Consider the following 24095-nt stretch of genomic DNA (forward strand, 5'->3'; position numbering starts at 1 on the left):
TACTGGAATATTAGCTTTTACATTCTACCATAGATTGAGGTGCATGACAAATTAAGAACTCTTACAATTATCGGACAGTTTCACTTGACCATTTAAACCAGCCCTTAAAACGGATGGCCCCGTCTTTATCTGTTCGTAAAACCTTAATATGACGTTGCTTAAAACGTTCTAATGTTTCATCATTCGGATGTTTATAACGATTGTTCTCACCAGCTGAAACAAGGGCAAGGGAGGGATGCAACTGATCCAAAAACGCTTCAGACGAAGAACCCTTTGAACCGTGGTGTCCAGCCTTGAGGATACTTGCCTTTAAATTGGGATAACTGGCCATCAGTTCCTCCTCACCTTCTTTTTCCAAATCACCCGTAAACAAAAAAATGCTTCCTAATAGTTTTCCGTAAAGAACTATCGAATCATTGTTACCACCATCACCAACTTTATTTGGATAAAGAACCTGTAGCTTACTTCCCATCATGGGTAAGTTGTCTCCAGCCTTTAGAGTGCGAACTGGGCATTTTAAAGTCCTAAGTCGTTTCACAAAACTAGGCTTAGTCAAAGCCCCCTGACTGACACAGATTTCCTTAATCTTAAACCGCTTGGCCACTTCTTCCAAATCACCAATATGGTCTGTATCCGTATGAGTCAGGACCAGATGATCAATGTGGGACACTCCCCTAGCCTGTAGATAGGGAATCAAGGTTTTCTCCGCATTGCTCGTCTGACTAGCCTCTTGCCATTTTTCCTTTGAACCGAAAGTCACCTTGCCACCCACATCAATTAGGATGGTATCGCCTTTCATACTCCTCAGAAAAATACTATCTCCCTGACCAACGTCAACCATAGTCACCTCATTGGTTAAAGGATGTTTGACCCAGACCATCAAAAGACCAAAAATCATCAAAAGGCAAATCCTAAACTGAGGCTTTTTCCAAAAATCAAAGAGCATAACCAATACAGCTATCATCAAGCTAAACTGTAACAAACTAGGTTTCCCTAAAATTAAAGGCTGGCCTATCCAGGATTGTATCCAAGTCAAAAAGGTCTCCATCCATTCAAAAAGTGGGTTGATTTGAGAAAAGATTACCAACCCCGAAAGGGCAAAGAAGACCGTCAAGACAGGCAAGAGAAAGCTATCAAATACTATCGAAAATATCGCCGTCAGAATTAAACTCACCGGTTGAAAGGTCCCATAATAGTAAGTTAGAAAGGGCAAAATCCCAAGACTTAACACTAAGCTTGTACAGATTGACTTTTTAAGTGATGACATCTCCTCAAAATCAAACAAACATAACAAGAAGGCATAGGAGCAACTTAAAACACCTCCCACTGTTAAAAGAAAATGAGGTAAAAAGAGAAACAATAGAAGCAAGGTTATTCCCATATTATCCAGTTTTTTAATACCAAACTCCGCTAACAAACTTTGAATCAGGGAACGTAGGACTGAAGCCGTCCATCCTGTCATTAAGGCATAGCATAAGGAAAAAGGCAGCAAGATAATAAATAGATAATCTTTAGGAAGGCCCAAGCGTAGGAGTCCGTAGCGAAACCATCCCAGAAAAAAGCCCACCTGCATTCCCGAAAGTGCGAATAGATGAATAATCCCTAAACTCGTGTAAAGCTGACTCTGCTCATCGAACTCCTTATCCAAATACCCAAAGAGTAGGCCTGTCATGTAGTGTCTCATCGGATTAGGAAAGTGCGTCTGAATATGAACCAAAGCCCTCCTCCTCAGTTGATGAAAAAAAGCTAGGGGAGATAGAGATTTTTTAGGTACCACATGGTCCAAGCGCTCAATCTGAGCCATTCGGTAAATACCTTGACTGGCTAGATAAGACTGATAATTAAACCCTTGAAAATTACGTTGACCAGTTGCTGGGGATAATTTTATTTTCCCTTTTAATACCATCGTTTGACTAGCAGTCTTAAAAAAATGCTGCTCCTTCTCAGATTTGAGTCGGTAAAAGACCTGATAGGTTTGTCCCTTTGCCTTTCCAATAGCTGATAATTGCTCACCATTAACCGACAGCGTATCAGCAACCAGAGTCACCTGATTGATTTCAACAGGAGCTTGTTTATCTTGTATGCTAGCTCTATGATGCAAGAATAAAAAGTAGACCAAAAAGAAACTACCTACAAGTCCCACCAACTTTAGGGCTGCCTTATTCTTCCAATGATGCTTCAAAAAACAGACCATCAGAAAGACAAAAGTCCCAATAGCATAGAAATTAGATACAAAAATCGTAAAATAAAGGACAGCTATTAAGAGTGCTAGGGAAAAGAGATTGATTGGCGCTTTTTTAAGCCACATATATGGACTCTCTGATTTTATCTAACGTTTTATCACCAATTCCTGAAACATTTTTCAGGTCATCTACAGACTGAAAGCCGCCATGACTTTCACGATATGCTATGATATCCTCTGCTCGCTTAGCTCCAATTCCAGAAATGGTTTGCAATTCCTCTGCAGTCGCTGTATTTAAGTTAATTTTCCCATCCTTAGCATTAGTTTGTCCTCCTTTGTCAGAAACCTGACTAGTTCCTGATTGACCAAGGACAGAAAGGTTTTCATCCTTAGTTGCCACATAGATAACCTCTTCGTCTGACAAGCTTGCGGCTAAATTAACACTCTTAGCGTCCGCATCCTCTGTCATTCCTCCTGCTTCCTGAATGGCATCTGTCACCCTAGCGCTTGCTTTTAGCGTATAGACACCTGGCTTGACCACAGCCCCCTTAACATCTACCGTTACTTTTGACTTATCTTTTTCACTTCCTTCAGTTTGTGACTCAGACGACGATTCCGTAAGTGATTTTGAGCTTTGTTTGGATGAAGAGGTAGACAAGGTTGTCACATCTGTATAAGACGTCTCCGCCTCCATGCTGTTGCCGGCACCACAAGTCATCCATAGAAAGAAGCAAAAAATCATCATCAGTACAGCGATGACACTCACAAACAGACGATTATCTTTGACATAGGCTAGAATCTTTTCCTTCACGCTATTCTCCTTAATTGATATATTTTCTTTCATATTCGTAAAAAACTTGAAAAATATATCAAAAAGAAAAAAAACTCCATCAGATCTATGTCTGACAGAGTTATTAGCCTATTTCTGTGTTTCTTTGGCACGGTGTTTTTCAGGATTCCAAACAAAGCTAGCTACATATGAGAAAGCCATGGTCAAAAGTACCGCAATGATAGCCACAATACCGAGAGGTACTCGGTAAATATAAGTCAAAGGATTGGGTTTCTTGCCTGTTTGATAGCTCAAAGCTTCCTCATCAAGGCGATCAAATTCAGACTGGATACGACGAGCAACCTCTTGAATATTTTCGTCATTCAAACGCTTCAAATCTGAAATATCAATAGGATTACCATAGTTCATATCCACACGTTCACCTGTCAAGAGTCCCTTGAGTTCACGAGGTCCTTGATAGACAACCGGCATAATCTTAACCTTGGCCATCTTAGCGATAACCGCAACCCCACCCTTAACATCAGATGAATGGCGGCTACCACTTGGGAACATAATCAAACTACGATTACTCTTCTTAAGCATGTTAACAGGGTACTTGATAGCTTCCTGACCAGGATTTTCACGGTCAATTGGGAAGGCTCCGCACATGCGGATCCACCAACCAAAGATACGACTCTTGAAGAGTTCTTTCTTAGCCATGAAAATAAACTGCTTAGGACGAGCTGAAAAAGCCATATAAACAGGGTCCCACCAAGTTCGGTGCGGAGCAACCAAGATATAGTTTTCGTCCTTGTTCAATAATTTATCGCGATTGTGGTAATGGGCATTCCCATTGATAATCCATAGAAGGAAGACAACAAGCCCACGTAAATAAGCGTAAAACACGTTTTTACCTCTTTTTCTACAAGTTTTTTACTATTATACCAAAAAAAGGAGTGCTTTTTCATCGAATTTCTTTGTAAAACAATTGAAAATGTTGTGGCACTTTCTAATATATTGAGCTATAATGTAACTATGAAAAAATGTATTGAGATTATAGGGAAAAACAGGAAGGCACTTAATCTATGCCTCATTATTGCTAACCTAGCCGTACTGGCTATTCTAGGCTTTGCCTTGTCACAACGCCACAGCTCTAAAGCTGAACAAGTAGCCAAGGCTGAAAAGACTGAACAAGTCGCTAATAGCACAAGCTCATCTTCAGAAAAAGCTAAAGAAGATGATAAAACACAACTCAAAAAAGGTAGTAACCATAGCATTGAAGCCTCTGACTATGCCTACGACGTTACTGCTGTTAATAACACTATCCGTGGTGTATCTCAAGATGTTGACGGTAAGGTTGTCTTTTTAACCTTCGATGACGGAATTGATCCAACACTGACCCCACAAGTCATGAGTATCTTGAAAGAATACGGTGTTCATGCCACATTCTTCCACATTGGGAATACTATTACTCAAGAAAACGCGGACATCCTCAAACGTCAAATTACAGAAGGGCACGCTATTGCTAACCATAGCCTTAGCCACAACTTTAACCTACTTTATCCTGGGCGCGTTCCAAATCAAAGTCAAATTGTTTCTGAGGTTAACCAAACCAATGCCAATTTCCAAGCTATCTTAGGCAAGGACTTCAAGACAAGAATTTTCCGTTATCCTGGTGGTCATATGTCATGGCAAGGTCTAGAAAGTACTGACCATGCTCTCGCCAATGAAGGTATCCAGTGGATTGACTGGAACATGCTCTGTGGAGATGCAGAACCACTCTCTGTTCGTCCAACCACATCTGAAAGCATGATGGCTTATATGGACGGTTCACAGAAATATTTCCCTGAAACTACTGTTAAAGTTGTACTAATGCACGATACAGCTGGTAAGGAGCTGACTGTTCAGACCCTTCCACAAATTATCGAATATTTCAAAAATCAAGGATATACCTTCGGTGTCCTAGAGTAATCACTCGCAACAGTTCCTTTGGGAGCTGTTTTTTGTTACAATAAAAACTATGACAAATCCAATTTTAAAAGATGGAGAACGCATTGACCAGCTCTTCTCCACAGATGTGAAAATCATTCAAAATAAGGAGGTCTTCAGCTACTCTATTGATAGCGTCCTCCTCTCTCGGTTTCCAAAAATTCCAAAGAAGGGATTAATCGTCGACCTCTGTTCGGGAAATGGTGCCGTTGGCCTCTTTGCCAGCACACGCACCGAGGCACCGATTACCTTGGTTGAATTGCAAGAACGTCTGGCTGATATGGCCAAGCGTTCCGTCACCCTCAACCAGCTAGAGAATCAGGTGACTGTTGTCAATGACGACCTGAAAAATTTGCTTGACCATGCGCCGCGATCTCAAGTAGACCTTATTCTTTGTAATCCTCCCTACTTTAAGGCGACAGAAACGTCTAAGAAGAATCTGTCAGAGCACTACCTCTTGGCCCGTCACGAAATCACGACTAATTTGGAAGAAATTTGCCAGGTCGCTCGTCATGCCCTCAAATCTAATGGACGCATTGCTATGGTACATCGTCCTGACCGCTTTTTGGATATCATTGACACCATGCGCCAGTACAATCTAGCACCTAAACGCATCCAGTTTATCTACCCTAAGATGGGACGTGAGGCAAATATGCTCCTGATTGAAGCCATTAAAGACGGCTCGACAGATGGACTGAAAATTCTCCCTCCCCTCTTTGTTCACAAGGAAAATGGCGACTATACCGACGAAATTTTTGAGATTTACTTTGGAAAAAAAGCTGAGAGTGAGTCCTAAACGATGGCAGAAAAGGATAGCAAGGCCTACATGTATGTGGTTGAGTGTGCTGATGGCACCCTCTATACAGGCTACACCACAGATGTCGAACGCCGCCTCAAAACTCATAATTCAGGCAAGGGTGCTAAGTATACCAGAGCTCGCCTACCAGTTAAACTCCTCTATTCAGAAGCTTTCGCCAGCAAACCAGAGGCCATGAGCGCCGAAGCACTCTTTAAGAAAAAAAGCCGAGAGAAAAAATTGGCCTATATCAAAGAACACACGGAAAAATAACCGTGTGTTTTTTGGTATAGGAAAAATCATCATGCTGTCACTTCTACTATTGCTCACCACATTACTGAAGAATTAATAATCAAATAGAAATTCTATTAGTGAATCACATATTTTAACAGGTTCTAAACCAACTGCTGACTGAAAAATCTGACCTTTTTCATTTTGCCAAACCACTATTGTATCAATTCCTGTATCTTCAATCACATAAAGATTATGTGGAATTAATGGATTTTCTCGCCATAATTCTTTAGTTATATATACAACATTTGTTCTATCATCTCCAATTAATCCTGTCAATTCATGACCATCGTAAGCCAAAATACCAAAATGTTCTAGATAATCAATGTAATCTAAAGAAAATGTTAGTTCCAGCATTTTCGACGCTTCCTTAACCTTATCTATTGATACACCTTGCCCATGAATCACTTCACTGTTATTTTTTAATATTTCAATTAAATTACTCGACATTATACAGACCCTTTATAGATTTCTCCTATGGCTTTCCAAATAGATTTTTTCTCACTCTTCCATTTATTATCTTCAAGAGATTTATGCACTCCCTTTTCTATTTTAGAATTGTGAAGTATTTTATTATTCTCTCCTAATCGATGTTGTTCTCTAGTTAATATCGCTAAAGGTGAATTTGTACTTTGACCAATATGATGTAATTCAAACGGAGTACCAGTTTTATCTACAGGGGAAGCCCCCTTCAATATTCTCTCAAGATTAGTTACCGTTTTTCCACCTAACTTACTCTTAATTGTTAAATCTATCGGTTGTGCAAGTATAATTCGACCGTTAATCACCTGTACTTTTAATCCTGCTGCTTCGTAAAGTTTATATTCATCCATGCTGGATATATTTTTGATTACTTCCAAAGGCCAGTTAGTTTTTTTCTGAATAATTGCAGCCTCATTCATAGTTAGACCTTTTAGTGTTGCACCTTTTAAAACTTTAAATTTGCTGAAGCCACCACCGACACTACCTGCAATAGCACCCCATTTGAACCCCTCACTACCTTCACTAGCTGCTGCTTTAAGCGCCTTTGCACTATCGTTTGTTTTTACAGCTTCAATCACACCTGCAGTTAATGCGGACATCGTACCAGTAGATAGAGCCGAAACTGCTCCTGTCTTAGCAGCTGTCATTAAAATAACACTTATCGCAGGTGCTGTTCCCGCGGTCAGAGATGATACGGTAATACATGTAATTATTACGCCAGAACCCACAGCCACATTTTTTAAAGCTTTATCGTAAGTATCATCATACTTTTCAAATTCTTTGACCTTGGTTGAATTTACTTTTTTATCATAAGTAAAGACATATTTTTTTCCACCAAATTCCTTATCCAACTCTTCAGAGGTGTATCCAAAGTAAATATTCTTTTTTGAATTATATTCTAAATCTTCTACATACTCTTCAGAGACATAAGTCGAATTTACATTTTCAATAAAGTAATCATCTCCCAGCTCTTTTACAAGCTCATTATACAATCGACTTTCTTGAGTTTCTGAAGAATTTTCTGCAAAAATCATCCTATTTTTCTTTTGTTCACTATAAAAAAGACTAAATGTGGTTGATCCTATAGCAAAAAGTAAGATAAATACCCCAACAATTGATAGAATTTTTTTCATAAATGACTCCTAGTATCTAAGAATGTTTTTTCTCATTAACATATATAATTTTAGTTACTGATTCAGAGGTCGCTTCGTTACTAAAAGTAATAGTATATTTACCGTTTTTAGTATACTTTTTACCATCGTAAGCAGGTTCAACACCTTTTGAATCCCATTCACCATCATTCCAAATTTCTCGTCTCACCTCTGCTTTTAATGTTTTTGAGTTTGCTAAATCTATTCTAAAACCATCATTCGCTATAGCATTATTAGATAACTCTGAGTTTGACTTTAAATCAAACAAATATCCCATTGCTTTCGCGTTTAATACTTTAAATTTGAAGCTCATCCGATATCTCTCTGAGTCCCAAGTAATGACTTTTTTAAAAACTTTCATCCCATCTTTTTTGATTCTATAATCTAGGGCAATTTCATACGTTCCTTCCTCGTTCAAAGTAACGGACATATTCTTAGCATTCTTTGATTTACCAGTTAAAAAATCCGTATATATTTTAGGAGATTCAGAATTATTGTTTGTCGCAGTATATTTTATAATCAATGCACCTTTTCCAAAATTTGTTTTCTCAGTTTCAAATAATACATCTTGTCCCTTCTTATCCTCAATAATATGCATTTCTTTTTTATTTAACTTATCAATATTTTGTAACAAATTAAATTTCAGAACAAGATTATCTCCCGTAGTCTTATAAAAAACCGGTATATCACCATCTGTTTTACTAGAGAACCCAGAGACTTCAAACTTACCTAAATTCCAACCATAGTGTAAGTCCTTCTTATTTATTTTATTCTGTTTCTCATATCCCTCACCAGCATTAAATAATGTCAAATTTTTATTAGCTGACTGTACATCAAAATAGTATGTATCACCTAAAATTCGGTATGGTTTTAATACTAAAAACATCAAACAGACTGTTAAAAATGCTATAAACCATTTTTTCATAACTTTCAAATTCTCCTACTCTTGATAGTGCAATTATATCAAATAGAGAATAAGTTATATATAACAATCTTTAAGATTATAAAAATTTAATCAATTGGGCAAATTACAAAAAACACCCTATTTTCATAGAGCATTTTCATTGTTTATTTATCACCCTTGTTACGGATAACAAAGCCATTTTTCTTTTCACTTGAGGTACGGTGTGGGCGTTTGTTGCCACGATTTTCGAAGTCACGGCTGTTCTTCTTGGACTTGCGTTTGAAGTCACGACGGCCACCGTCTCGGTCATCGCGGTTACGGTCGCCACGGTATCCACCACGACGGTTGTTATCGCGACCACGGTTGCCACGGCCACCTTTGCCGCCTTTACCACCAAAGCCACCACCTGATGGTTTGAATGGCAATGGTTTTTCACGCGCAATTTCCACTTCTGGCATTGTCTCTGGATCTTGAACGGTCAAGCTCAAGATGTAAAGGGCCAATTCTTCAGGTGTGAATTCTTGAGCCAATTTAACCGCATCACCCTTGAACTTGTCAAAGTTGGCACGGATAGCTTCATCCGCGAAGTCACGTTCAATTTTCTTAAGGGCAACTTTCTTCTTAGCTTGGAAGGCTTCTTGAGCTGTTGGTGGCTTAAGGCCTTTCATACGTTTCTTCGTCAAGTTTTCGATGATTCCCAAGTAACCCATTTCGTTTGGAGCTACAAAAGTAATTGATTGACCTGATTGGCCTGCACGTCCTGTACGTCCAATACGGTGAACGTAGCTTTCTGGATCTTGTGGAATATCATAGTTGTAGACGTGAGTAACACCTGAAATGTCAAGACCACGCGCCGCAACGTCTGTGGCAACCAAGATATCGATTTGGTCGTTCTTGAAGTCACGGATAACACGAAGACGTTTGTTTTGGTCAAGGTCACCGTGGATACCTTCTGCACGGAAACCACGAAGTTTCAAACCACGTGTCAACTCGTCCACACGACGTTTGGTACGTCCAAAGACGATTGACAATTCAGGTTGGTCAACATCCATAAGACGAGTCATGGTATCGAACTTCTCTTGTTCCTTCACTCGGATAAAGTATTGGTCAACATTAACATTGGTCAATTCTTTAGCCTTGATTTTCACATGCTCAGGATCTTTCATGAATTGCACACCAATACGTTTGATGGCATCAGGCATCGTTGCTGAGAAAAGAAGGGTTTGACGTTCTTCTGGCACTCGGCTAATGATAGCTTCAATGTCTTCAAGGAAGCCCATGTTAAGCATTTCATCAGCTTCATCCAAAATCAAAGTCTCGATATTGTTGAGTTTAAGGGCTTTACGTTTGATAAGGTCAAGGAGACGCCCTGGTGTCCCTACTACAATGTGGGCACCTGAACGGAGGGCCTTGATTTGTTTCTCAATGCTTGAACCACCGTAGACTGAGCGAACCTTAACGCCCTTATCACGGCCAAAACGGAAAAGCTCTTCTTGAGATTGCACTGCCAACTCACGTGTTGGGGCAATCACAAGGGCTTGGATTGTATTTTCTTCTGTACGAATTTTATCTAGGGTCGGTAAACCAAAGGCAGCTGTTTTACCAGTACCAGTTTGGGCCTGACCGATAACATCCTTACCTTCAAGAGCGAGTGGAATGGTCAACTCTTGGATAGGTGATGGCTTTTCAAAACCGGCAGCTACAACAGCTGATTGGATGTCTTCTGATAGGTTTAAATCTGTAAATTTCAAAGTATTCTTCTTTCTATTTGAAGGCGGTGCGAAGCCACCTTATGAGACTTGGTTGTGTAGTATGTTAACTACCTGTATTTAATAGTCGTTTATTTTAACAACTTATCTAGTCTATCATATTTAAGGATAAAAAGACAGAAAATAACGTTTTAAAACCGCCTCCAATTTGAGAAGACGGTTTCACTTACTGATAATTATTTATGAACCAACCAACGCAAGTAGCGGGCCAAGACTAAACAAAGAATCACACTACCTAAAATGATGAAAATCCAGGCTGGACTGACAGTCATAAAAGGTAGAGGAACATTCATCCCAAAGAAACCGGTAATAACGGCAAGCACTCCCAAGAGTACCTCAATAATGGTCAGATTGCTCAAGTTGTTGTTCAGGTTGTTGTTTAGGATATTGTTATAAGAACCTGATAGTTGCTGTAAGACCTTAGAAATGAGGTCCGTCATGGCTACTAACTGTCTAGCTTCAATCATGGCATCATCAAACTGTTCTTTTTCAACCTCATTGAGACGACGATAAATGGCGTGCCCCTTGATGTGTTCCAATAGAAGACGGTTTTGTGTGGCTGCAGCCACCAAATAGACCATGCCTGTTTCCAAATCTGAAAGGTCGTAAAGATTCTTACTTGTCGTTGTCTGTCTTAGGCGTCGACTAACCTCATCTTTTTGCTGATCCAAACGTTCAATGACGGGATAGTAGGCATTTGAAATCATCTCAAGGCCTGCAAAGAGTAATTTGTAGATAGACAAATCCTCATGGTTATCCACATAATCTTGCATCTTGCTTATCACATAAGCGTTATCCTCGTTACTAATGGTCACCAAACGTGTATCTTGAACAATAAAGGTCAGAGGAATGGTTTCATAGTATTCCTTGTCCTTTTCAAGCGCCAGAACATTATAGATAAAGGTGATTGTCCCAGTCTCACGGTTGTAATCCATGTGGGCTCGTTCATTTTTATCCAAGGCATACTCTATGGTTTCTTGGTCAATATCATACTTGGTATAAAGGTAGGATTGCTCAGAAATAATATCTGAGTCAATATTAATCCAGTGACGCTTATAACCCAGTTCCTTTTCAATAAACATTTTTCGTCCTCATTACTCTAGCACTGCTGCTGCCAAAGCTTGTTGGATTTCAAAGACATTATTATCACTCTTAAATTGAAGGACCTCTGCAGGCTCAAGTGCTGATGAAATCCAAATCTTAAGTTCAGCATCTAGGTCAAAGTGGCCCGAGCTTTCTACAGTGAAACGAGAGATTGAATGATAAGGGATAGACTTGTAAGAGATCTTCTTCCCTGTAACACCTTGCTTATCGACTAAAATCAAGCGTTTCTCTGTAAAGACAATCAAGTCACGAACAAGGACATAGGCTAACTCCACTTGTTCACCTGGAATTAAGATACCTTCCAATTGACGTTCGACCTTGTCATTATCTTTCTTAGACGCATTACCAAGCAATCCTGAAAAAATTCCCATAGTTGTTTCTCCTTTTTTTACTTTAAAGATAGTTCTTGCTTTAACTATACCACATTTTAAGGTTTGAGACACTTGCAGAAATTGATTTCTGGTAGTACAATGAAAGAGTCACAAGAGGAGCAATTGCTGAGAATGGCTAGCTTGAATTTTTTCTTCAAGACTTGCCTAAACTCTTACCACCTGATCAGGTTAGAACCTGCGTAGGGATGTGTCTCAAAATAGATTGAAATAGAGGAACTTCTATGACGTCGTTTTGATGTGGCAAAAAAACAGCCAATCAAGACGATTGGTATAGGAGGTTTTTTATGTCGAAAACAAATATTCGACCAATGATTGAGGTTGCCCTTTTTGCAACCATTGCTTATATCCTGGACCTAGTTACTCAGCCCATGTCACTAGGCCCTTGGATTTCCCTTTCCTTTAAGATGGTGCCCATCTTTCTCCTCAGTTTTCGCTGGGGGCTTAAAGCCGGTGCTATGGGCGGTCTCATCTGGGGGCTTCTCCAGGTGGTGACAGGACAAGCAGCCGGCGGTTGGCTAACCTTAACACAAGGTTTTCTGGAGTATTTTGTCGCCTTTAGTCTTATTGGAATCAGTGGTGTGGTCAAACCAGCCCTAGATAAAGCCATTAAACAAGGCCATAAAGTTAAGTCTCTGATGTATATCACTTGGGGGATTCTGCTTGGTAGCTTTGCTCGTTACCTCATTCACTTTATAGCCGGTGTCATCTTTTGGGGAAGCTATGCCCCTAAGGGACAAAGCCCTTATCTCTATTCATTCATTGTCAATAGCTCATCTTTCCTCGGAGAAACATTGGCAAGCCTCATCGTTTTCTTCGCCCTGCAACGATTCCTAGGCAGATTACTCAATACGGAAAAATAAAAGAAACCATAGGACAGTCTTAAGTGAAAGTCCTATGGTTTTTCTTGTTTTTAAGAGATATTACAACACGAAGTCAGACGTAGGCTAGCTAGCCACAAGATAGTGGCTAGCGTCAAAAGATGAACGATTTACATAAACTATACATAGCATTACGACATGAGAAAACGGAAACGATTATTTTCCGTTTTCGAGTTAGTAAGGGACTTAGCCACTGTCCCATAGGACGTGGCGTAGATTGCTTAGGCTATGAAATAGCCAAGCAATCTTAGTACATTACATCTTCTCTTCCAATGTTACATCTGGATATTTATCCGCAAACCAACGGAGGGCAAAGTCATTTTCAAAGAGGAAGACTGGTTGGTCAAAGCGGTCTTTGGCCAAGATATTTCGGCTTGATGACATGCGTTCATCGAGGTCCTCAGGTTGAATCCAACGCACAGTCTTTTTACCCATTGGTGTCATAACGACTTCGGCATTGTATTCATTTTCCATACGGTGTTTGAAGACTTCAAACTGAAGTTGACCAACGGCACCAAGCATGTATTCACCTGTTTGGTAATTGGTGTAGAGCTGGATGGCTCCTTCTTGCACCAATTGTTCAATTCCTTTATGGAAGGACTTCTGCTTCATGACGTTTTTAGCAGAGACTTTCATGAACAACTCGGGCGTAAAGGTTGGTAGGGGTTCAAATTCAAATTTGTTTTTACCTACTGTAAGGGTGTCACCAACCTGGTAAGTTCCTGTATCGTAAACCCCGATAATATCTCCAGCCACGGCATTTTCGACATTTTCACGGGATTCAGCCATAAACTGAGTGACGTTAGAGAGCTTAGCTCCTTTACCAGTACGTGTTAGATTAACACTCATACCACGCTCAAATTCACCAGAAACGATACGAACAAAGGCAATACGGTCACGGTGACGTGGGTCCATATTGGCTTGGATTTTGAAAACAAAACCAGAGAAATCCTTGTTGAGAGGATCAATCTCGTCACCATCCACTGTCTTGTGACCATGTGGTTCTGGTGCAAATTTGAGGAAGGTATCGAGGAAGGTTTGAACCCCAAAGTTAGTAAGGGCAGAACCGAAGAAGACCGGTGTCAATTCACCAGCTAAAATAGCTTCCTCAGAGAATTCATTACCCGCTTCTGTCAAGAGTTCAATATCTTCTTTAGCTTGCTCATAGAATGGGTTGTTGGCAAAAAGAGTATCACCATCTTCAATCTTGGCAAAGCGCTCGTCACCTTTGTAAAGCTCCAAGCGTTCGTTATAGAGGTCATAAAGTCCTTCGAAGGCTTTACCCATACCGATAGGCCAGTTCATTGGGTAGCTGGCAATACCAAGCACTTCTTCCAACTCTTCCAAGAGGTCAAGTGGCTCACGTCCATCACGGTCCAATTTGTTCATGAAGGTGAAGACAGGAATCCCACGGTGTTTGACAACTTCGAAAAGTTTTTTGGTTTGGGCCTCGATACCTTTGGCTGAGTCAACAACCATGACGGCAGCATCAACCGCCATAAGGGTACGGTAGGTATCTTCTGAGAAGTCCTCGTGCCCTGGGGTATCAAGGATATTGACACGTTTACCCGCATAGTCAAACTGCATCACAGATGAGGTTACTGAGATACCACGTTGTTTCTCAATATCCATCCAGTCTGATTTGGCAAAGTTTCCGGTTTTCTTACCTTTTACGGTACCAGCTTCACGGATTTCACCCCCAAAGTAAAGCAATTGTTCAGTGATTGTTGTTTTACCAGCATCGGGGTGAGAGATGATGGCAAAAGTACGGCGTTTTTTGATTTCGTCTTGAATGCTCATAGTTTTCTTTCTTCTTTGAAAATAATCTTTTTGTTACTTTTCCTTAGTGGTATGGATGTCGGCAGCTTCTTTGTAAATCTCAACAATCCCATGTCCCAGAGCTACTAATAGCAATAGGGTTTTTACCAGAACGAAAAGCAAGATCGTTGTAGCTCTTCTTTCAGAAAATTTCTGTCTTTTGAAAGCTACATTTGTTGTCGAGGCTTGCGATAATTCTCGCAGGCACAGCTCTTTTATTATATCCAAATTACAGTGTGAAAGCAATTCTGAAAGCGTTTTGTGTTAGAATAAAACAAATAAAATGAAAAAGCACGCTATCAACTTTCTGATAGCGTGTTTCTTCATTTATTTAATATTTGCTTCAAAATGCTCCAGACCTTTTTTCATGATTATCATGAGAATAATCAAAGCTCCTGAAACGGTAAGGTATTTGACAAATAAGGGAGTTCCCATAATAAATGGCGTGTGTTTAAGCATGCCATAGTTTCCACCGATAGTCTGATTAACTATTACCAAAGCTAGATTCAGTAATAAGGTAGCCACGACAATCAGCCGCTTACTGATCGGATGCGTTTTATAACTATTAAAAATTACATTCAGGCTATTGACCAGTAGGGCATAGTGGCCAATTAGGAAAGAAAAGCCTGTGATATGAGGAAACTCATAGGGATCAAATACTGGATAAATCAATGCACAGTAGGTCCCGACAACTCCCATAATAGCAAAATAGCTCTTTATCCTACTATTTTTCATAAGGAGAACAGCAAACATGGCCATACGACAATGGTACAGGGGCAGACTAATATAAAGCGGGAAGCCCTGCCAGAGGTACCAAGTGTATAGGGCAAAGAGTTGAATGGCTTGGATAGTGAGAAAGGTCCAACGCCATATCTTATTCTTATACCAACGCCAACTCAAGTAACTCAAGACTACCATTGCCAAAAGCATAAGCAAATAATAGGGCAAAGGTATCTGGGGTGGATGAGTTTGGGTGGTTGTCAAAAAATCCTTCATTCTCTTCTCCTGCTGAAATTACTATGCCTGCTATTATATCAAATTTCAGGGTAAAGCAAAAACCTGCTTGGAGAGCAGGTTAGAAAACTTAATCCTTGGCTTGGAGTTCTTCCACGACCTTGGCTAGATTCATAGAGTTAGAGCCCTTGAGCAAGATTTGATCGTGCTCGCCCAGGCTTTCTTTGATTTGCTTGACCATAGCGTCAAATTGGTCTTCGTTAGCTGTTTTCTTGAAATAATAGACATGACCAAGAGGAAACATTTGACTAGCAAGTTGTGACAATTCGGCAATGTCTTCACCGTAGAAAATCACCGTATCAATAGCATCTGGTGTCAGGCTTAGAATCATCTGTGTGTGAAGTTGCACAGACTGTTCACCGAGCTCTTTCATATCAGCTAGGACGGCGATTTTCTTACCTCCTTCATTCTTAGGAATGGCTGAGAAGGTCTCCAAAATGAGCTTCATGGCTGTTGGATTAGCATTGTAAACGTCTGAAAGAATATCAGCACCGTTAGCTGCTTTTTTCCATTCGGTACGATTTTTTGTGAGTTGCAAGTTAGCAAGAGCTGTGAGGATATTTTCCTCAGTTACACCCAAGTGTTTTGCGACATAGGCAGCAACCATGGCATTTGTGGCATTGTATTTTCCAGTGACTGGCAAGGTAACTTGTCCGTCTAGGAAGTTTGTTGAAAAGGTGAGATGGTCCTTGAATTCTGTCAACTCAGAGACTGTAAGCTCCGCACCATCCCCAAAGCGTACCACTTCAAGATTGCTTGGCAAGAAAGGATCTACGATAGGATCACTTGGCACAAGCAAGAGGCTACCATCAGGCATACCGTCTTGCATTTGCATTTTACCTTGGGCAATCTTGTCACGGCTACCGAAGAATTCCAAATGAGCCTCTCCGATTAAGGTAACAACGGCTGTTTTTGGCTTAGCTAGGGTTGACAAGAGGTGAATGTCTCCCATGTGGTCTTGTCCCATCTCAAGGACGATTTTCTCAGTATCATCAGGCATGTGGAGGGCTGTATAAGGAAGACCAATCTCATTATTGTAGTTGCCTTGGGTTTTGTAAGTACGATAGGTCGTTGCCAAGATATCATGAATCATGTCCTTGGTTGTTGTCTTACCGTTAGAACCAGTCACCGCAATAACATCAACGCCAGTCTTTTCAAGATAGTAGGCAGCTAGTTTTTGGAATGCTTCAAGAGCGTCATCAACTAGGATGTGGGCTTGATCGGCCGGTAATTCTTTTTCTGTGAATGTCGCTAGAGCACCATTGTCAAAGGCAGTTTGGATAAAATCATGCCCGTCACGCGCACCTTTTAGTGGTAAAAAGAGGTCACCCGCTGTAATCTTACGGCTATCAAACTCAATTTGGTTAATGGCAACATCTTCATAGGCTGTGACATCATTTTTAGCGCCAACAACCTTGGCAATTTCATGGAGTGTCAGTTTCATCTTAAAATCCTCTGTTTTATTTTTACAAGTCTGGCAAGAAATAAGATTTTCTTGCCTACAATCACTCCCAATTATATCACAAATCAGGCTAGCTTTTGCTTGGAAGACGAATTTGTTACAATGGTTGATGAAAGGATTAGGCATGACAAAGAAAAAATTAATCAACCTCTCTAAAGGAGAGGAAAATATAAATAGCGCCTGTCAAAGTATCGAAGAACCTAAAGGATGGCACCTTAATTGGAGAAAGATAATCCCACTAGAGCCAACAGCCGAATTGATTATTTTAGTGCTACTGGCACTGCTGTATGGTGGTTTTTATTATTACAAGCACTATACGGTCAATGAAAGCAATATCTACGGACTTTGGCAATCCGAAAACCACACGCTAGCCATTTCCTATGAACACATCCGTAGACATGGTGATACGAATTGGCAAGTCGTCCAGGATGGCAAAACGATAATCAATGTTGCAGATACTCGTACTATCAAAAAAATGAATGACGGAACACTCCATATTGAGGTCTATGCTCCAGAAAATATCCTCTCAAAACTTCCTCAAAAAGGCGGTTACAATTACTTGGAAATGTATGTACGAAAAGGGAATCTCCTAACTTATGATGGCGAGTCCTACAAGCGTATCAATTCTGGAAACAAGTCCATCACTTGGAAAGATGGTTCTACCAGCCCTTATGGTGAACGAAAAACCACTATAGATGAGGTTTTTGAAGCCCTCTATTTGATACTTATGGGGATTTGCTCAGTTCTTATCATTACAGAGGCTCGGCAAAAGAGGAGAGAAAAACTAAGTGAGACACCAATCAAAAAGAAAATACGCTGACCGAAAGAAACTCAATCGAAAGTATCATTCACAAAAAGCATATCGAAAAGAACAAAAACGTAAAACCGGATGGCGAGCACGCTGGGATAAATTTACAGACCGTTTAGCCAACATTTTTGGGATATGTTTCCTACTCATGATACCGATTTTCATCGTTTATATGATTTTCTTTGACGATGGGGTTTCTAAAGATGGTATCTACGGTCTGTGGCAATCTGAAAATCATAAGATTGCCATATCATATGAAGAAGGTTCAAAGGGAAGTAAGCGTGATTGGGACATTGTTCAAGATGGAAATGTCCTCATTAAAGATGCACGCGTTGATGATATTAAACGCTTAGAGGATGGCACCCTCTACATTGAAGTTTATGCCAAGGAAAGTCTGTTTTCAGACCTTCCCACAAAGAACGGCTACAACTATTTAAATATGTATGTCCGTAAAGACAATTATTTGACCTATGATGGCGAATCCTACAAACGGATTGATGATGAAAACAAGAGCATTACCTGGAATGATGGTTCAAAATCCCTTTATGGTCAACGAATAACCTTGTTTGATCGTCTGAAACCTTATATCGTATTTGGAATTATTGGTTCTATGATTTTGTATGTCATTTTTGTCGATTGGAGAATAAAAAGAAATCTAAAAAGGAAAAATAGGCTAAATGAGGCATCAACTAAAGAGAAAATACGCTGACCGACAGAAAATTAATATAAGTGACCATTCACAAAATGAATATCGAAGAACACAAAAGTACAAAACTGGATGGCGAGCACGTTGGGGTAAATTCAAAGACCGTTTAGTCAAGATTTTGAGTATTTGTTTTCTAATCATGGTACCTATAGTCAACATCTATATTAGATTCTTTTATGATGGTATCAGTGAAAATAGTATCTACGGGCTATGGCAGTCTGAAAACCACAAGCTTGCTATTTCCTATAACGAAGGAGGAAGAAGTCGTAAGTACGATTGGGAGATTGTACAAGATGGAAAACTCCTTATCAAAAATGCTCGAACTCAGAAAACTAAAGGTCTTAAAGATGGAACCATTTACATTGAAGTTTACGCCAAGGAAAGTCTGTTTTCAGACCTTCCCACAAAGCACGGCTATAACTATTTGAATATGTATGTACGGAAGGATCATTATTTGACTTATAATGATGAGTCCTACAAAAGGATTGATGATAGGGACAAAATCATTACTTGGAAAGATGGCTCTACCTCGGTCTATGGTGAACGCAAAACTTTTTTTGATTATATTGACTCTTTTCTTTTTTGGGGAATGGTGGAAACCGCTTTCTTGTCAATTATTGTCATTGGGTGGAGAAACATAAAAAGCAAAAAGGTGAGAAAAAAATCACCCTAAAACAAAACAACCACTCCTGCTTATATCTAGCTCAGCTAGAAGCAGGAGTGGTTGTTTTATTCTTGTTAAGCAAGACTTCCCCTTAGAGAGGAATTAGTCTTATTTCACTTCGCCACCTTCAACCACGAGATCATCAGCTTTAGCTGCATCACCGTAAGTTGGGTGAAGTGTTTTTTCATAATCTTTGTGGAAGAAATTCTCTTCGCCAAGTTTCTTAATGTCTTTATTGATAAAGTCAAGGAGTTCTTTGTTACCTTTTTGAACGGCTGGGGCAATAGTATCTGGGTTACCAAGCGATGTGATTCCAACTTCGTAACCTTTATTTTCTAGAGCCCAAGCAAGAACTTCTGTATTATCTGTTGAGAAGGCATCGCCACGACCATCAAGGAGGGCTTGGTAAGCGTCGCTATATTGGTCATACTTTTGCAATTTGATATTTGGGTAGTTCTTTTCAAAGTAAGTTTCAGCAGTTGTCCCCTTAGTAACAATCAAAGTCTTACCTTCAAGCTCTTTAACGTCCTTAATGACCTTGTCTTTAGGTGATACCACACCGATTGAGACTTTCATATAAGGAAGAGCGAAGTCCACTTGTTTCTTACGTTCATCAGTTACTGTGAAATTGGCAAGCGTAATATCTACCTTGTTTGAAATCAAGAATTCTGCACGGTTGGCCGCATCTACTGAGACGTATTTGGGTTTAACACCCAAGTCTTTAGCCAAACGGTTACCAAGTTCAATATCGTAACCTTGGTAAACACCCTTGTTATCTACATAACCGAAAGGTTTCTTGTCCGCAAAAACGGCGATACGGAGTTCACCACTCTTCTTAATTTCTTCAATAGTACGTGCTTTGGCTGTTGATTTACCAGAGCTACTGTTACTTGAGCAAGCAGTCACTGCCACCAAGGCAAAGACGAGGGCTAATAGGGCAAAAATTTTCTTTGTTAATTTCATAAATATCTCCTAAAATATTATATTTTTTACTAAAAACAATGGGTTACAAATAGGCACCAAACTGGCTGAAGTCAAAGACATTGAGGAACTCTTGAGCTCGCTGTGTCTTTGGATGATTGAAGAATTCTTCAGCAGTCCCTTCCTCAGCGATGACACCTTTATCCATAAAGATAATACGGTCAGCGATGGCACGCGCAAACTGAAGCTCATGGGTTACAATCAACATGGTACGCCCTTCTTGAGCGAGGTCATTGATTAATTCCAAAACTTCACGAACCATCTCAGGGTCAAGCGACGCCGTCACTTCGTCGAAGAGAATAACTTCAGGATGCATGAGCAGTGAACGGACAATGGCTACACGTTGCTTTTGACCACCTGACAGTTGTCGCGCAAAGCTATGCTTCCTGTCCAGAAGTCCCACACGGTCCAAGAGGTTCTCAGCCTCCGCAATGACTTCTTCCTTGTTACGCCCTTGAGCTTTGACCGGCCCCAAAATCAGATTTTGCAGGATGTCCAAATGCGGGAAGAGGTCATAACTTTGAAAGACCATTCCGATTTTCTGACGAATCAGGTGAAAATCCTTCTTGCTACCAGTGATAGACTTGCCATCCAGGAGAATATCCCCTCCTTGAATAGTCTCCAAGCCATTGATACAACGTAGTAGGGTCGATTTTCCACAACCTGAGGAACCCAGGATAACAACGACTTCACCTTGTTTAACATCCAAGGAGATGCCTTTGAGAATCTCATTGTCCCCAAAGGACTTTTTCAAATCCTTGATTTGTAAAATGCTTTCTGTCATCTTAATTCCTCCAACGATTTTCAAGATAAGTAGACAGCTTAGATACTGGGTAACAAATGGCAAAATAAAGAATCAAAATCGTGCCATAAATCCAGAAAGAAGCTGTTGGAATAGTCAGGCGGTTACTGTCGATAATCTGCTGACCAACCTTGGTCACCTCAACTACGCCAATCAAAACCACCAAGGACGTAGTTTTAATCATACGTGTCACCAGGTTAATAGCCTGAGGCAACAAGCGACGCAAGACTTGTGGGATAATCACATAGGTATAGAGTTGGCCATTGGTCAAGCCAAGGGCCCTTCCGCTCTCAAACTGGTGTCTAGGTAGTGACGTGATTGACCCACGCACCAAATCACCCATCTCAGCCGTTCCCCAAAGGGTAAAGACGATAATAGCCGATAGCTCGCCTGAGATATTGATGTTAAAATTCCTAGCCAAACCAAAATAAACAATAAAGAGCAAGACTAACTGGGGCATGATACGAATAAATTCCAGATAAATACGTGACAAGAAACGAACAATCTTAGACTTCGAAGTCATGACAATCCCAAAAAGTGTTCCTAGTAAAAGGGACAGAAGAACCGAGACGATGGAAATTCCAATAGTTACGCCTAAACCTTGTAAGATACGTAGGAAATTATTCCCCTGAAGAAGAACCTGAAAGCCCGAATCCTGCATAGCGTAACCTCCTTTCAATCCAACTAAAGACTAGAGAAATCGGCAGCAACATCAAGAGATAAGCTACCACCAACATGCCTAGAGCCACATCGGTTTCGTAGTAAAGACCAATCAAATCCTTGGCCACATACATCAAATCCGCCAAGGCTACCGCTGAGAATACTGACGTTTCCTTGATAAGGAAGATGACGTTAGCGCTAAATGACGGAAGTGCCACAGCCACTGCCTGAGGAAGGACCACATAGCGAAAGACTTGGAATGGCGTCAAACCAATAGACAAACCCACTTCATGCTGAGTCTGACTAACAGCCTCTAGGCCACTTCGGAACGACTCCGCCATATAGGAACCACCCAAGAAAATCAAACCTACAACAGCACAAGCCTCTGACGATAGAACCAAACCTATACGAGGCAAGCCAAAGTAGAGAAAGAAGAGCTGAATCAGGAGCGGCGTATTACGAGATAGCTCAATATAAGCCGTCGAAAGCTGACTCAAAATCGGCACTCGGTAATGACGAATAACACTCACCACCAAGCCCAAAAGGAAGGAACCAAGAATCCCCAGAACGGCAATATGTAACGTTAAAAAGAATGCCTTCTGATAAAAGGGCAAATACTGTTGAACAATGGACCAGTCCAAAACTTACCTCCTCAAAACAAGATACAAAAGGCGTAGAAAATTCCGTAAGGCAAATAGGAAACTGACGACGTGTGCTGGCACACTAGGAAGTTTATCTTTTGCTCTAGGAATTTAGCCTGTGTTCAATTCTACAAGATACAAAAGGCGTGTAAAATTTCGTGAGCACTCACTGCCATCTACTTCTAGCCCTTTGACCTTCACTCGCCTCTGATAATCATCGCGACACGCAAATCTTCATCAAACACGAACGAATTGCTTTATTTCATTTGAAACGTTAGATTTATTCTACCACCTGTTAGATTATTTGGATAATATGTATTTTTTATCGAGGTGATAAAGAAAAGATATAAATAAAATCTAGATTTCTGTAAAGAAAAAAACACCTCAGTCTCAGAGATTTCTCCGAGACTAAGATGTCTGTGTTCTAAATCATATTTCTTAAATCAAATGGCTTTCACGTTTATCAAACATTTCTTGTCCCAAGGTTACCAATTCCTTGATAAGGTCTGAGTAAGAAAGTCCCATATTTTCCCAAAGAAGTGGGTACATAGACCATTGAGTGAAACCTGGCATAGTGTTGAGCTCGTTAAGGTAGATGGCTCCATCCTCTGTCAGGAAGAAATCACAGCGGGCAAGACCACAACCACCGAGGGCACGGAAGGCCTTGGCCGCATAGGCACGCATTTGCGTCATGACTTCTGCAGGCACGTGAGCTGGGATGTCCATGGTAATCTTATTGTCGATGTACTTGGCTTGATAGTCATAAAAAGCCACATCTTTGACTACTTCACCTGGATCAGTCGTTTTGACATTTGTATTGCCAAGGATACCAACCTCGATTTCTCGGGCAACCACACCTTGCTCAATCAAGATACGACTATCATATTTGAGAGCCAAATCAATCGCTGCACGAAGCTCTGCTTCATTTTCAGCTTTAGAAATCCCAACAGATGACCCCATGTTAGCAGGTTTGACAAACACTGGGAAGGTCAATTTTTCAAGCGTTTCAGCTACTGCTACTTCCAAATCTTCACCCTCGATGAAGACTGTGTAGGCAACCTGAGGCACACCAGCAACTTCAAGAATATGCTTGGTCATAATCTTGTCCATAGCCACACTTGAAGAAAGAACATTAGTACCCACATATGGCAATTTGAGGGTTTCGAGGAAACCTTGGATAGAACCATCCTCACCCATAGGACCATGAAGAACTGGGAATATCACAGCGCCTTCTTCATAAATATCGCTTGGTTTGATAGCCTGACTAGCCACAACTGTGTCATTAGTCATGAGCTTCTCGTCATCACCTGGTGTTTCTGTAAATTCTTTTGTTTTGATAAAATCACCAGACTGAGTGATAAAGTAGGTTTTAACCTCAAATGCGCTGTAATCCACCGCACGCATAACACTCTCAGCTGAGAGCACAGACACTTCACGTTCTGCTGAACGTCCACCGTAGAGAAGGATAAGGGTTTGTTTAGACATAGGTATACCGTTTTCTTTTCTTGATTTTCTAGTCTCAATTTTGAGAACATAATTACTTTAATCATATCACAAAAGGAAGGGATTTTCAAAAAGATTATGGGTAGAAAAAAACAGCCTGATAGCTGTTTTTTCTTGTCTTAAATTTCGTCACCAAGTTCGAACTTAGTGCCTTTGAGGGCACGCTTGAGAGACCACTTCCATGGTTTACCTTCGATAGTGACTTGTTTGTTTTCGAGGTCAACTTGAACCTTGTCTACGCCTTTGACAGCAGAGAGTTTTTCGGTAACGGTGTTGACACAGCCTTGGCATTTCATTCCTGTGATGTTATATGTTTTTGTCATTTTTC

Annotated in this window: 25 protein-coding genes and 1 riboswitch; of the genes, 7 read left to right on the forward strand and 18 right to left on the reverse strand. The window is 40.4% G+C overall.

Features of this window, described 5'->3' with window-relative positions:
* Positions 1-67: 67 nt before the first annotated feature.
* From H7U01_RS06600 to H7U01_RS06610, 3 genes are all read right to left on the reverse strand, one after another.
* Positions 68-2308: a DNA internalization-related competence protein ComEC/Rec2 gene (locus H7U01_RS06600; protein WP_201041316.1), complete on the reverse strand. Its 2241-nt coding sequence runs from the start codon at positions 2306-2308 to the stop codon at positions 68-70.
* Positions 2298-2993, reverse strand: a complete 696-nt coding sequence (locus tag H7U01_RS06605) for a helix-hairpin-helix domain-containing protein (RefSeq protein ID WP_070655510.1) — start codon at positions 2991-2993, stop codon at positions 2298-2300. The genes H7U01_RS06600 and H7U01_RS06605 overlap by 11 nt, the downstream gene beginning before the upstream one ends.
* 108 nt (positions 2994-3101) lie before the next feature.
* Positions 3102-3857 carry a lysophospholipid acyltransferase family protein gene (locus H7U01_RS06610; protein WP_002948862.1) on the reverse strand — a complete coding sequence of 252 codons (756 nt, stop codon included), beginning with the start codon at positions 3855-3857 and terminating at the stop codon, positions 3102-3104.
* 129 nt (positions 3858-3986) lie between these two features.
* On the opposite strand from H7U01_RS06610, the gene H7U01_RS06615 reads away from it, so the two are divergent.
* The 3 genes from H7U01_RS06615 to H7U01_RS06625 are packed head-to-tail and all read left to right on the forward strand — an operon-like array spanning position 3987 to position 6009.
* Positions 3987-4922, forward strand: a complete 936-nt coding sequence (locus tag H7U01_RS06615) for a polysaccharide deacetylase family protein (RefSeq protein WP_201041317.1) — start codon at positions 3987-3989, stop codon at positions 4920-4922.
* A 49-nt stretch (positions 4923-4971) separates the two neighbouring features.
* On the forward strand, positions 4972-5736 hold the full coding sequence (locus H7U01_RS06620) for a tRNA1(Val) (adenine(37)-N6)-methyltransferase (RefSeq protein WP_175061945.1): 765 nt from the start codon (positions 4972-4974) through the stop codon (positions 5734-5736).
* A 3-nt stretch (positions 5737-5739) separates the two neighbouring features.
* On the forward strand, positions 5740-6009 hold the full coding sequence (locus H7U01_RS06625; protein ID WP_073688086.1) for a GIY-YIG nuclease family protein: 270 nt from the start codon (positions 5740-5742) through the stop codon (positions 6007-6009).
* Positions 6010-6081: 72 nt separating this feature from the next.
* On the opposite strand, the gene H7U01_RS06630 is transcribed toward H7U01_RS06625, so the two are convergent.
* The 6 genes from H7U01_RS06630 to H7U01_RS06655 all read right to left on the reverse strand — a co-directional run bounded on the left by H7U01_RS06630 (position 6082) and on the right by H7U01_RS06655 (position 11809).
* Entirely contained in the window at positions 6082-6477 is a 396-nt protein-coding gene (locus H7U01_RS06630; RefSeq protein ID WP_201041318.1) for an SMI1/KNR4 family protein, read from the reverse strand.
* The gene (locus H7U01_RS06635) at positions 6477-7643 is read right to left on the reverse strand and encodes an HNH/ENDO VII family nuclease (protein ID WP_201041319.1); all 1167 of its coding nucleotides are present in this window, start codon (positions 7641-7643) and stop codon (positions 6477-6479) included. Before H7U01_RS06635 ends, H7U01_RS06630 begins: the two co-directional genes overlap by 1 nt.
* Positions 7644-7659: 16 nt before the next feature.
* Positions 7660-8586 carry a hypothetical protein gene (locus H7U01_RS06640; RefSeq protein ID WP_201041320.1) on the reverse strand — a complete coding sequence of 309 codons (927 nt, stop codon included), beginning with the start codon at positions 8584-8586 and terminating at the stop codon, positions 7660-7662.
* Between the two features lie 143 nt (positions 8587-8729).
* Entirely contained in the window at positions 8730-10316 is a 1587-nt protein-coding gene (locus H7U01_RS06645; protein ID WP_070655498.1) for a DEAD/DEAH box helicase, read from the reverse strand.
* 194 nt (positions 10317-10510) lie between these two features.
* Positions 10511-11416 carry a magnesium transporter CorA family protein gene (locus H7U01_RS06650; protein ID WP_073686130.1) on the reverse strand — a complete coding sequence of 302 codons (906 nt, stop codon included), beginning with the start codon at positions 11414-11416 and terminating at the stop codon, positions 10511-10513.
* A gap of 12 nt (positions 11417-11428) precedes the next feature.
* The gene (locus H7U01_RS06655; protein ID WP_201041321.1) at positions 11429-11809 is read right to left on the reverse strand and encodes a PH domain-containing protein; all 381 of its coding nucleotides are present in this window, start codon (positions 11807-11809) and stop codon (positions 11429-11431) included.
* Positions 11810-11912: 103 nt separating this feature from the next.
* Positions 11913-12033: riboswitch (TPP riboswitch) on the forward strand.
* A gap of 81 nt (positions 12034-12114) precedes the next feature.
* On the opposite strand from H7U01_RS06655, the gene thiT reads away from it, so the two are divergent.
* Positions 12115-12690 (forward strand): energy-coupled thiamine transporter ThiT, encoded by a 576-nt coding sequence (gene thiT / locus H7U01_RS06660; protein WP_073686132.1) that lies wholly within the window; start codon positions 12115-12117, stop codon positions 12688-12690.
* Positions 12691-12963: 273 nt separating this feature from the next.
* Here the strand turns inward: thiT and H7U01_RS06665 are convergent, their stop codons facing one another.
* The 3 genes from H7U01_RS06665 to H7U01_RS06675 all read right to left on the reverse strand — a co-directional run bounded on the left by H7U01_RS06665 (position 12964) and on the right by H7U01_RS06675 (position 16984).
* Positions 12964-14508, reverse strand: a complete 1545-nt coding sequence (locus H7U01_RS06665; RefSeq protein WP_002884210.1) for a peptide chain release factor 3 — start codon at positions 14506-14508, stop codon at positions 12964-12966.
* A gap of 345 nt (positions 14509-14853) precedes the next feature.
* Entirely contained in the window at positions 14854-15522 is a 669-nt protein-coding gene (locus H7U01_RS06670; protein ID WP_201041322.1) for a TIGR02206 family membrane protein, read from the reverse strand.
* A gap of 88 nt (positions 15523-15610) precedes the next feature.
* Positions 15611-16984: a UDP-N-acetylmuramoyl-tripeptide--D-alanyl-D-alanine ligase gene (locus tag H7U01_RS06675; RefSeq protein WP_201036062.1), complete on the reverse strand. Its 1374-nt coding sequence runs from the start codon at positions 16982-16984 to the stop codon at positions 15611-15613.
* A 142-nt stretch (positions 16985-17126) separates the two neighbouring features.
* Here H7U01_RS06675 and H7U01_RS06680 point away from each other — a divergent pair, with 142 nt between their 5' ends.
* Genes H7U01_RS06680 through H7U01_RS06690 form a run of 3 tightly spaced genes read left to right on the forward strand, consistent with a single transcriptional unit; the run spans position 17127 to position 19189 of the window.
* Positions 17127-17822, forward strand: a complete 696-nt coding sequence (locus H7U01_RS06680) for a hypothetical protein (RefSeq protein ID WP_201041323.1) — start codon at positions 17127-17129, stop codon at positions 17820-17822.
* Positions 17791-18519: a hypothetical protein gene (locus H7U01_RS06685; protein ID WP_048673841.1), complete on the forward strand. Its 729-nt coding sequence runs from the start codon at positions 17791-17793 to the stop codon at positions 18517-18519. The genes H7U01_RS06680 and H7U01_RS06685 overlap by 32 nt, the downstream gene beginning before the upstream one ends.
* Entirely contained in the window at positions 18488-19189 is a 702-nt protein-coding gene (locus tag H7U01_RS06690) for a hypothetical protein (RefSeq protein ID WP_048673843.1), read from the forward strand. Before H7U01_RS06685 ends, H7U01_RS06690 begins: the two co-directional genes overlap by 32 nt.
* Before the next feature lie 99 nt (positions 19190-19288).
* On the opposite strand, the gene H7U01_RS06695 is transcribed toward H7U01_RS06690, so the two are convergent.
* The 6 genes from H7U01_RS06695 to copZ all read right to left on the reverse strand — a co-directional run bounded on the left by H7U01_RS06695 (position 19289) and on the right by copZ (position 24090).
* Entirely contained in the window at positions 19289-20143 is an 855-nt protein-coding gene (locus tag H7U01_RS06695; protein WP_155164764.1) for a cysteine ABC transporter substrate-binding protein, read from the reverse strand.
* Positions 20144-20186: 43 nt separating this feature from the next.
* On the reverse strand, positions 20187-20945 hold the full coding sequence (locus tag H7U01_RS06700; protein ID WP_148512907.1) for an amino acid ABC transporter ATP-binding protein: 759 nt from the start codon (positions 20943-20945) through the stop codon (positions 20187-20189).
* Position 20946: 1 nt separating this feature from the next.
* Complete coding sequence (locus H7U01_RS06705) at positions 20947-21624, reverse strand: amino acid ABC transporter permease (protein WP_002891585.1); 678 nt, start codon at positions 21622-21624, stop codon at positions 20947-20949.
* Positions 21584-22264: an amino acid ABC transporter permease gene (locus tag H7U01_RS06710; RefSeq protein WP_002884251.1), complete on the reverse strand. Its 681-nt coding sequence runs from the start codon at positions 22262-22264 to the stop codon at positions 21584-21586. The genes H7U01_RS06705 and H7U01_RS06710 overlap by 41 nt, the downstream gene beginning before the upstream one ends.
* Before the next feature lie 438 nt (positions 22265-22702).
* A complete protein-coding gene (locus H7U01_RS06715; protein WP_073690653.1) occupies positions 22703-23749 on the reverse strand; it encodes a D-alanine--D-alanine ligase in 1047 nt (348 codons plus the stop codon).
* Positions 23750-23886: 137 nt separating this feature from the next.
* The gene (gene copZ / locus H7U01_RS06720; RefSeq protein WP_002891592.1) at positions 23887-24090 is read right to left on the reverse strand and encodes a copper chaperone CopZ; all 204 of its coding nucleotides are present in this window, start codon (positions 24088-24090) and stop codon (positions 23887-23889) included.
* Positions 24091-24095 lie beyond the last annotated feature (5 nt).

Origin of the sequence: Streptococcus sp. 21.1, assembly GCF_016648635.1 — a bacterium.
In the GTDB taxonomy this organism is placed as follows: Bacteria; Bacillota; Bacilli; order Lactobacillales; family Streptococcaceae; genus Streptococcus.

Coding starts and splice junctions, on each gene's coding strand:
- H7U01_RS06640 (WP_201041320.1), bottom strand. CDS start 8,586: ATGAAAAAATGGTTTATAGCATTTTTAACAGTCTGTTTGATGTTTTTA.
- H7U01_RS06705 (WP_002891585.1), bottom strand. CDS start 21,624: ATGCAGGATTCGGGCTTTCAGGTTCTTCTTCAGGGGAATAATTTCCTA.
- H7U01_RS06615 (WP_201041317.1), top strand. CDS start 3,987: ATGAAAAAATGTATTGAGATTATAGGGAAAAACAGGAAGGCACTTAAT.
- H7U01_RS06665 (WP_002884210.1), bottom strand. CDS start 14,508: ATGAGCATTCAAGACGAAATCAAAAAACGCCGTACTTTTGCCATCATC.
- H7U01_RS06670 (WP_201041322.1), bottom strand. CDS start 15,522: ATGAAGGATTTTTTGACAACCACCCAAACTCATCCACCCCAGATACCT.
- H7U01_RS06625 (WP_073688086.1), top strand. CDS start 5,740: ATGGCAGAAAAGGATAGCAAGGCCTACATGTATGTGGTTGAGTGTGCT.
- H7U01_RS06650 (WP_073686130.1), bottom strand. CDS start 11,416: ATGTTTATTGAAAAGGAACTGGGTTATAAGCGTCACTGGATTAATATT.
- H7U01_RS06695 (WP_155164764.1), bottom strand. CDS start 20,143: ATGAAATTAACAAAGAAAATTTTTGCCCTATTAGCCCTCGTCTTTGCC.
- thiT (WP_073686132.1), top strand. CDS start 12,115: ATGTCGAAAACAAATATTCGACCAATGATTGAGGTTGCCCTTTTTGCA.
- H7U01_RS06715 (WP_073690653.1), bottom strand. CDS start 23,749: ATGTCTAAACAAACCCTTATCCTTCTCTACGGTGGACGTTCAGCAGAA.
- copZ (WP_002891592.1), bottom strand. CDS start 24,090: ATGACAAAAACATATAACATCACAGGAATGAAATGCCAAGGCTGTGTC.
- H7U01_RS06620 (WP_175061945.1), top strand. CDS start 4,972: ATGACAAATCCAATTTTAAAAGATGGAGAACGCATTGACCAGCTCTTC.
- H7U01_RS06690 (WP_048673843.1), top strand. CDS start 18,488: ATGAGGCATCAACTAAAGAGAAAATACGCTGACCGACAGAAAATTAAT.
- H7U01_RS06680 (WP_201041323.1), top strand. CDS start 17,127: ATGACAAAGAAAAAATTAATCAACCTCTCTAAAGGAGAGGAAAATATA.
- H7U01_RS06675 (WP_201036062.1), bottom strand. CDS start 16,984: ATGAAACTGACACTCCATGAAATTGCCAAGGTTGTTGGCGCTAAAAAT.
- H7U01_RS06600 (WP_201041316.1), bottom strand. CDS start 2,308: ATGTGGCTTAAAAAAGCGCCAATCAATCTCTTTTCCCTAGCACTCTTA.
- H7U01_RS06630 (WP_201041318.1), bottom strand. CDS start 6,477: ATGTCGAGTAATTTAATTGAAATATTAAAAAATAACAGTGAAGTGATT.
- H7U01_RS06635 (WP_201041319.1), bottom strand. CDS start 7,643: ATGAAAAAAATTCTATCAATTGTTGGGGTATTTATCTTACTTTTTGCT.
- H7U01_RS06655 (WP_201041321.1), bottom strand. CDS start 11,809: ATGGGAATTTTTTCAGGATTGCTTGGTAATGCGTCTAAGAAAGATAAT.
- H7U01_RS06700 (WP_148512907.1), bottom strand. CDS start 20,945: ATGACAGAAAGCATTTTACAAATCAAGGATTTGAAAAAGTCCTTTGGG.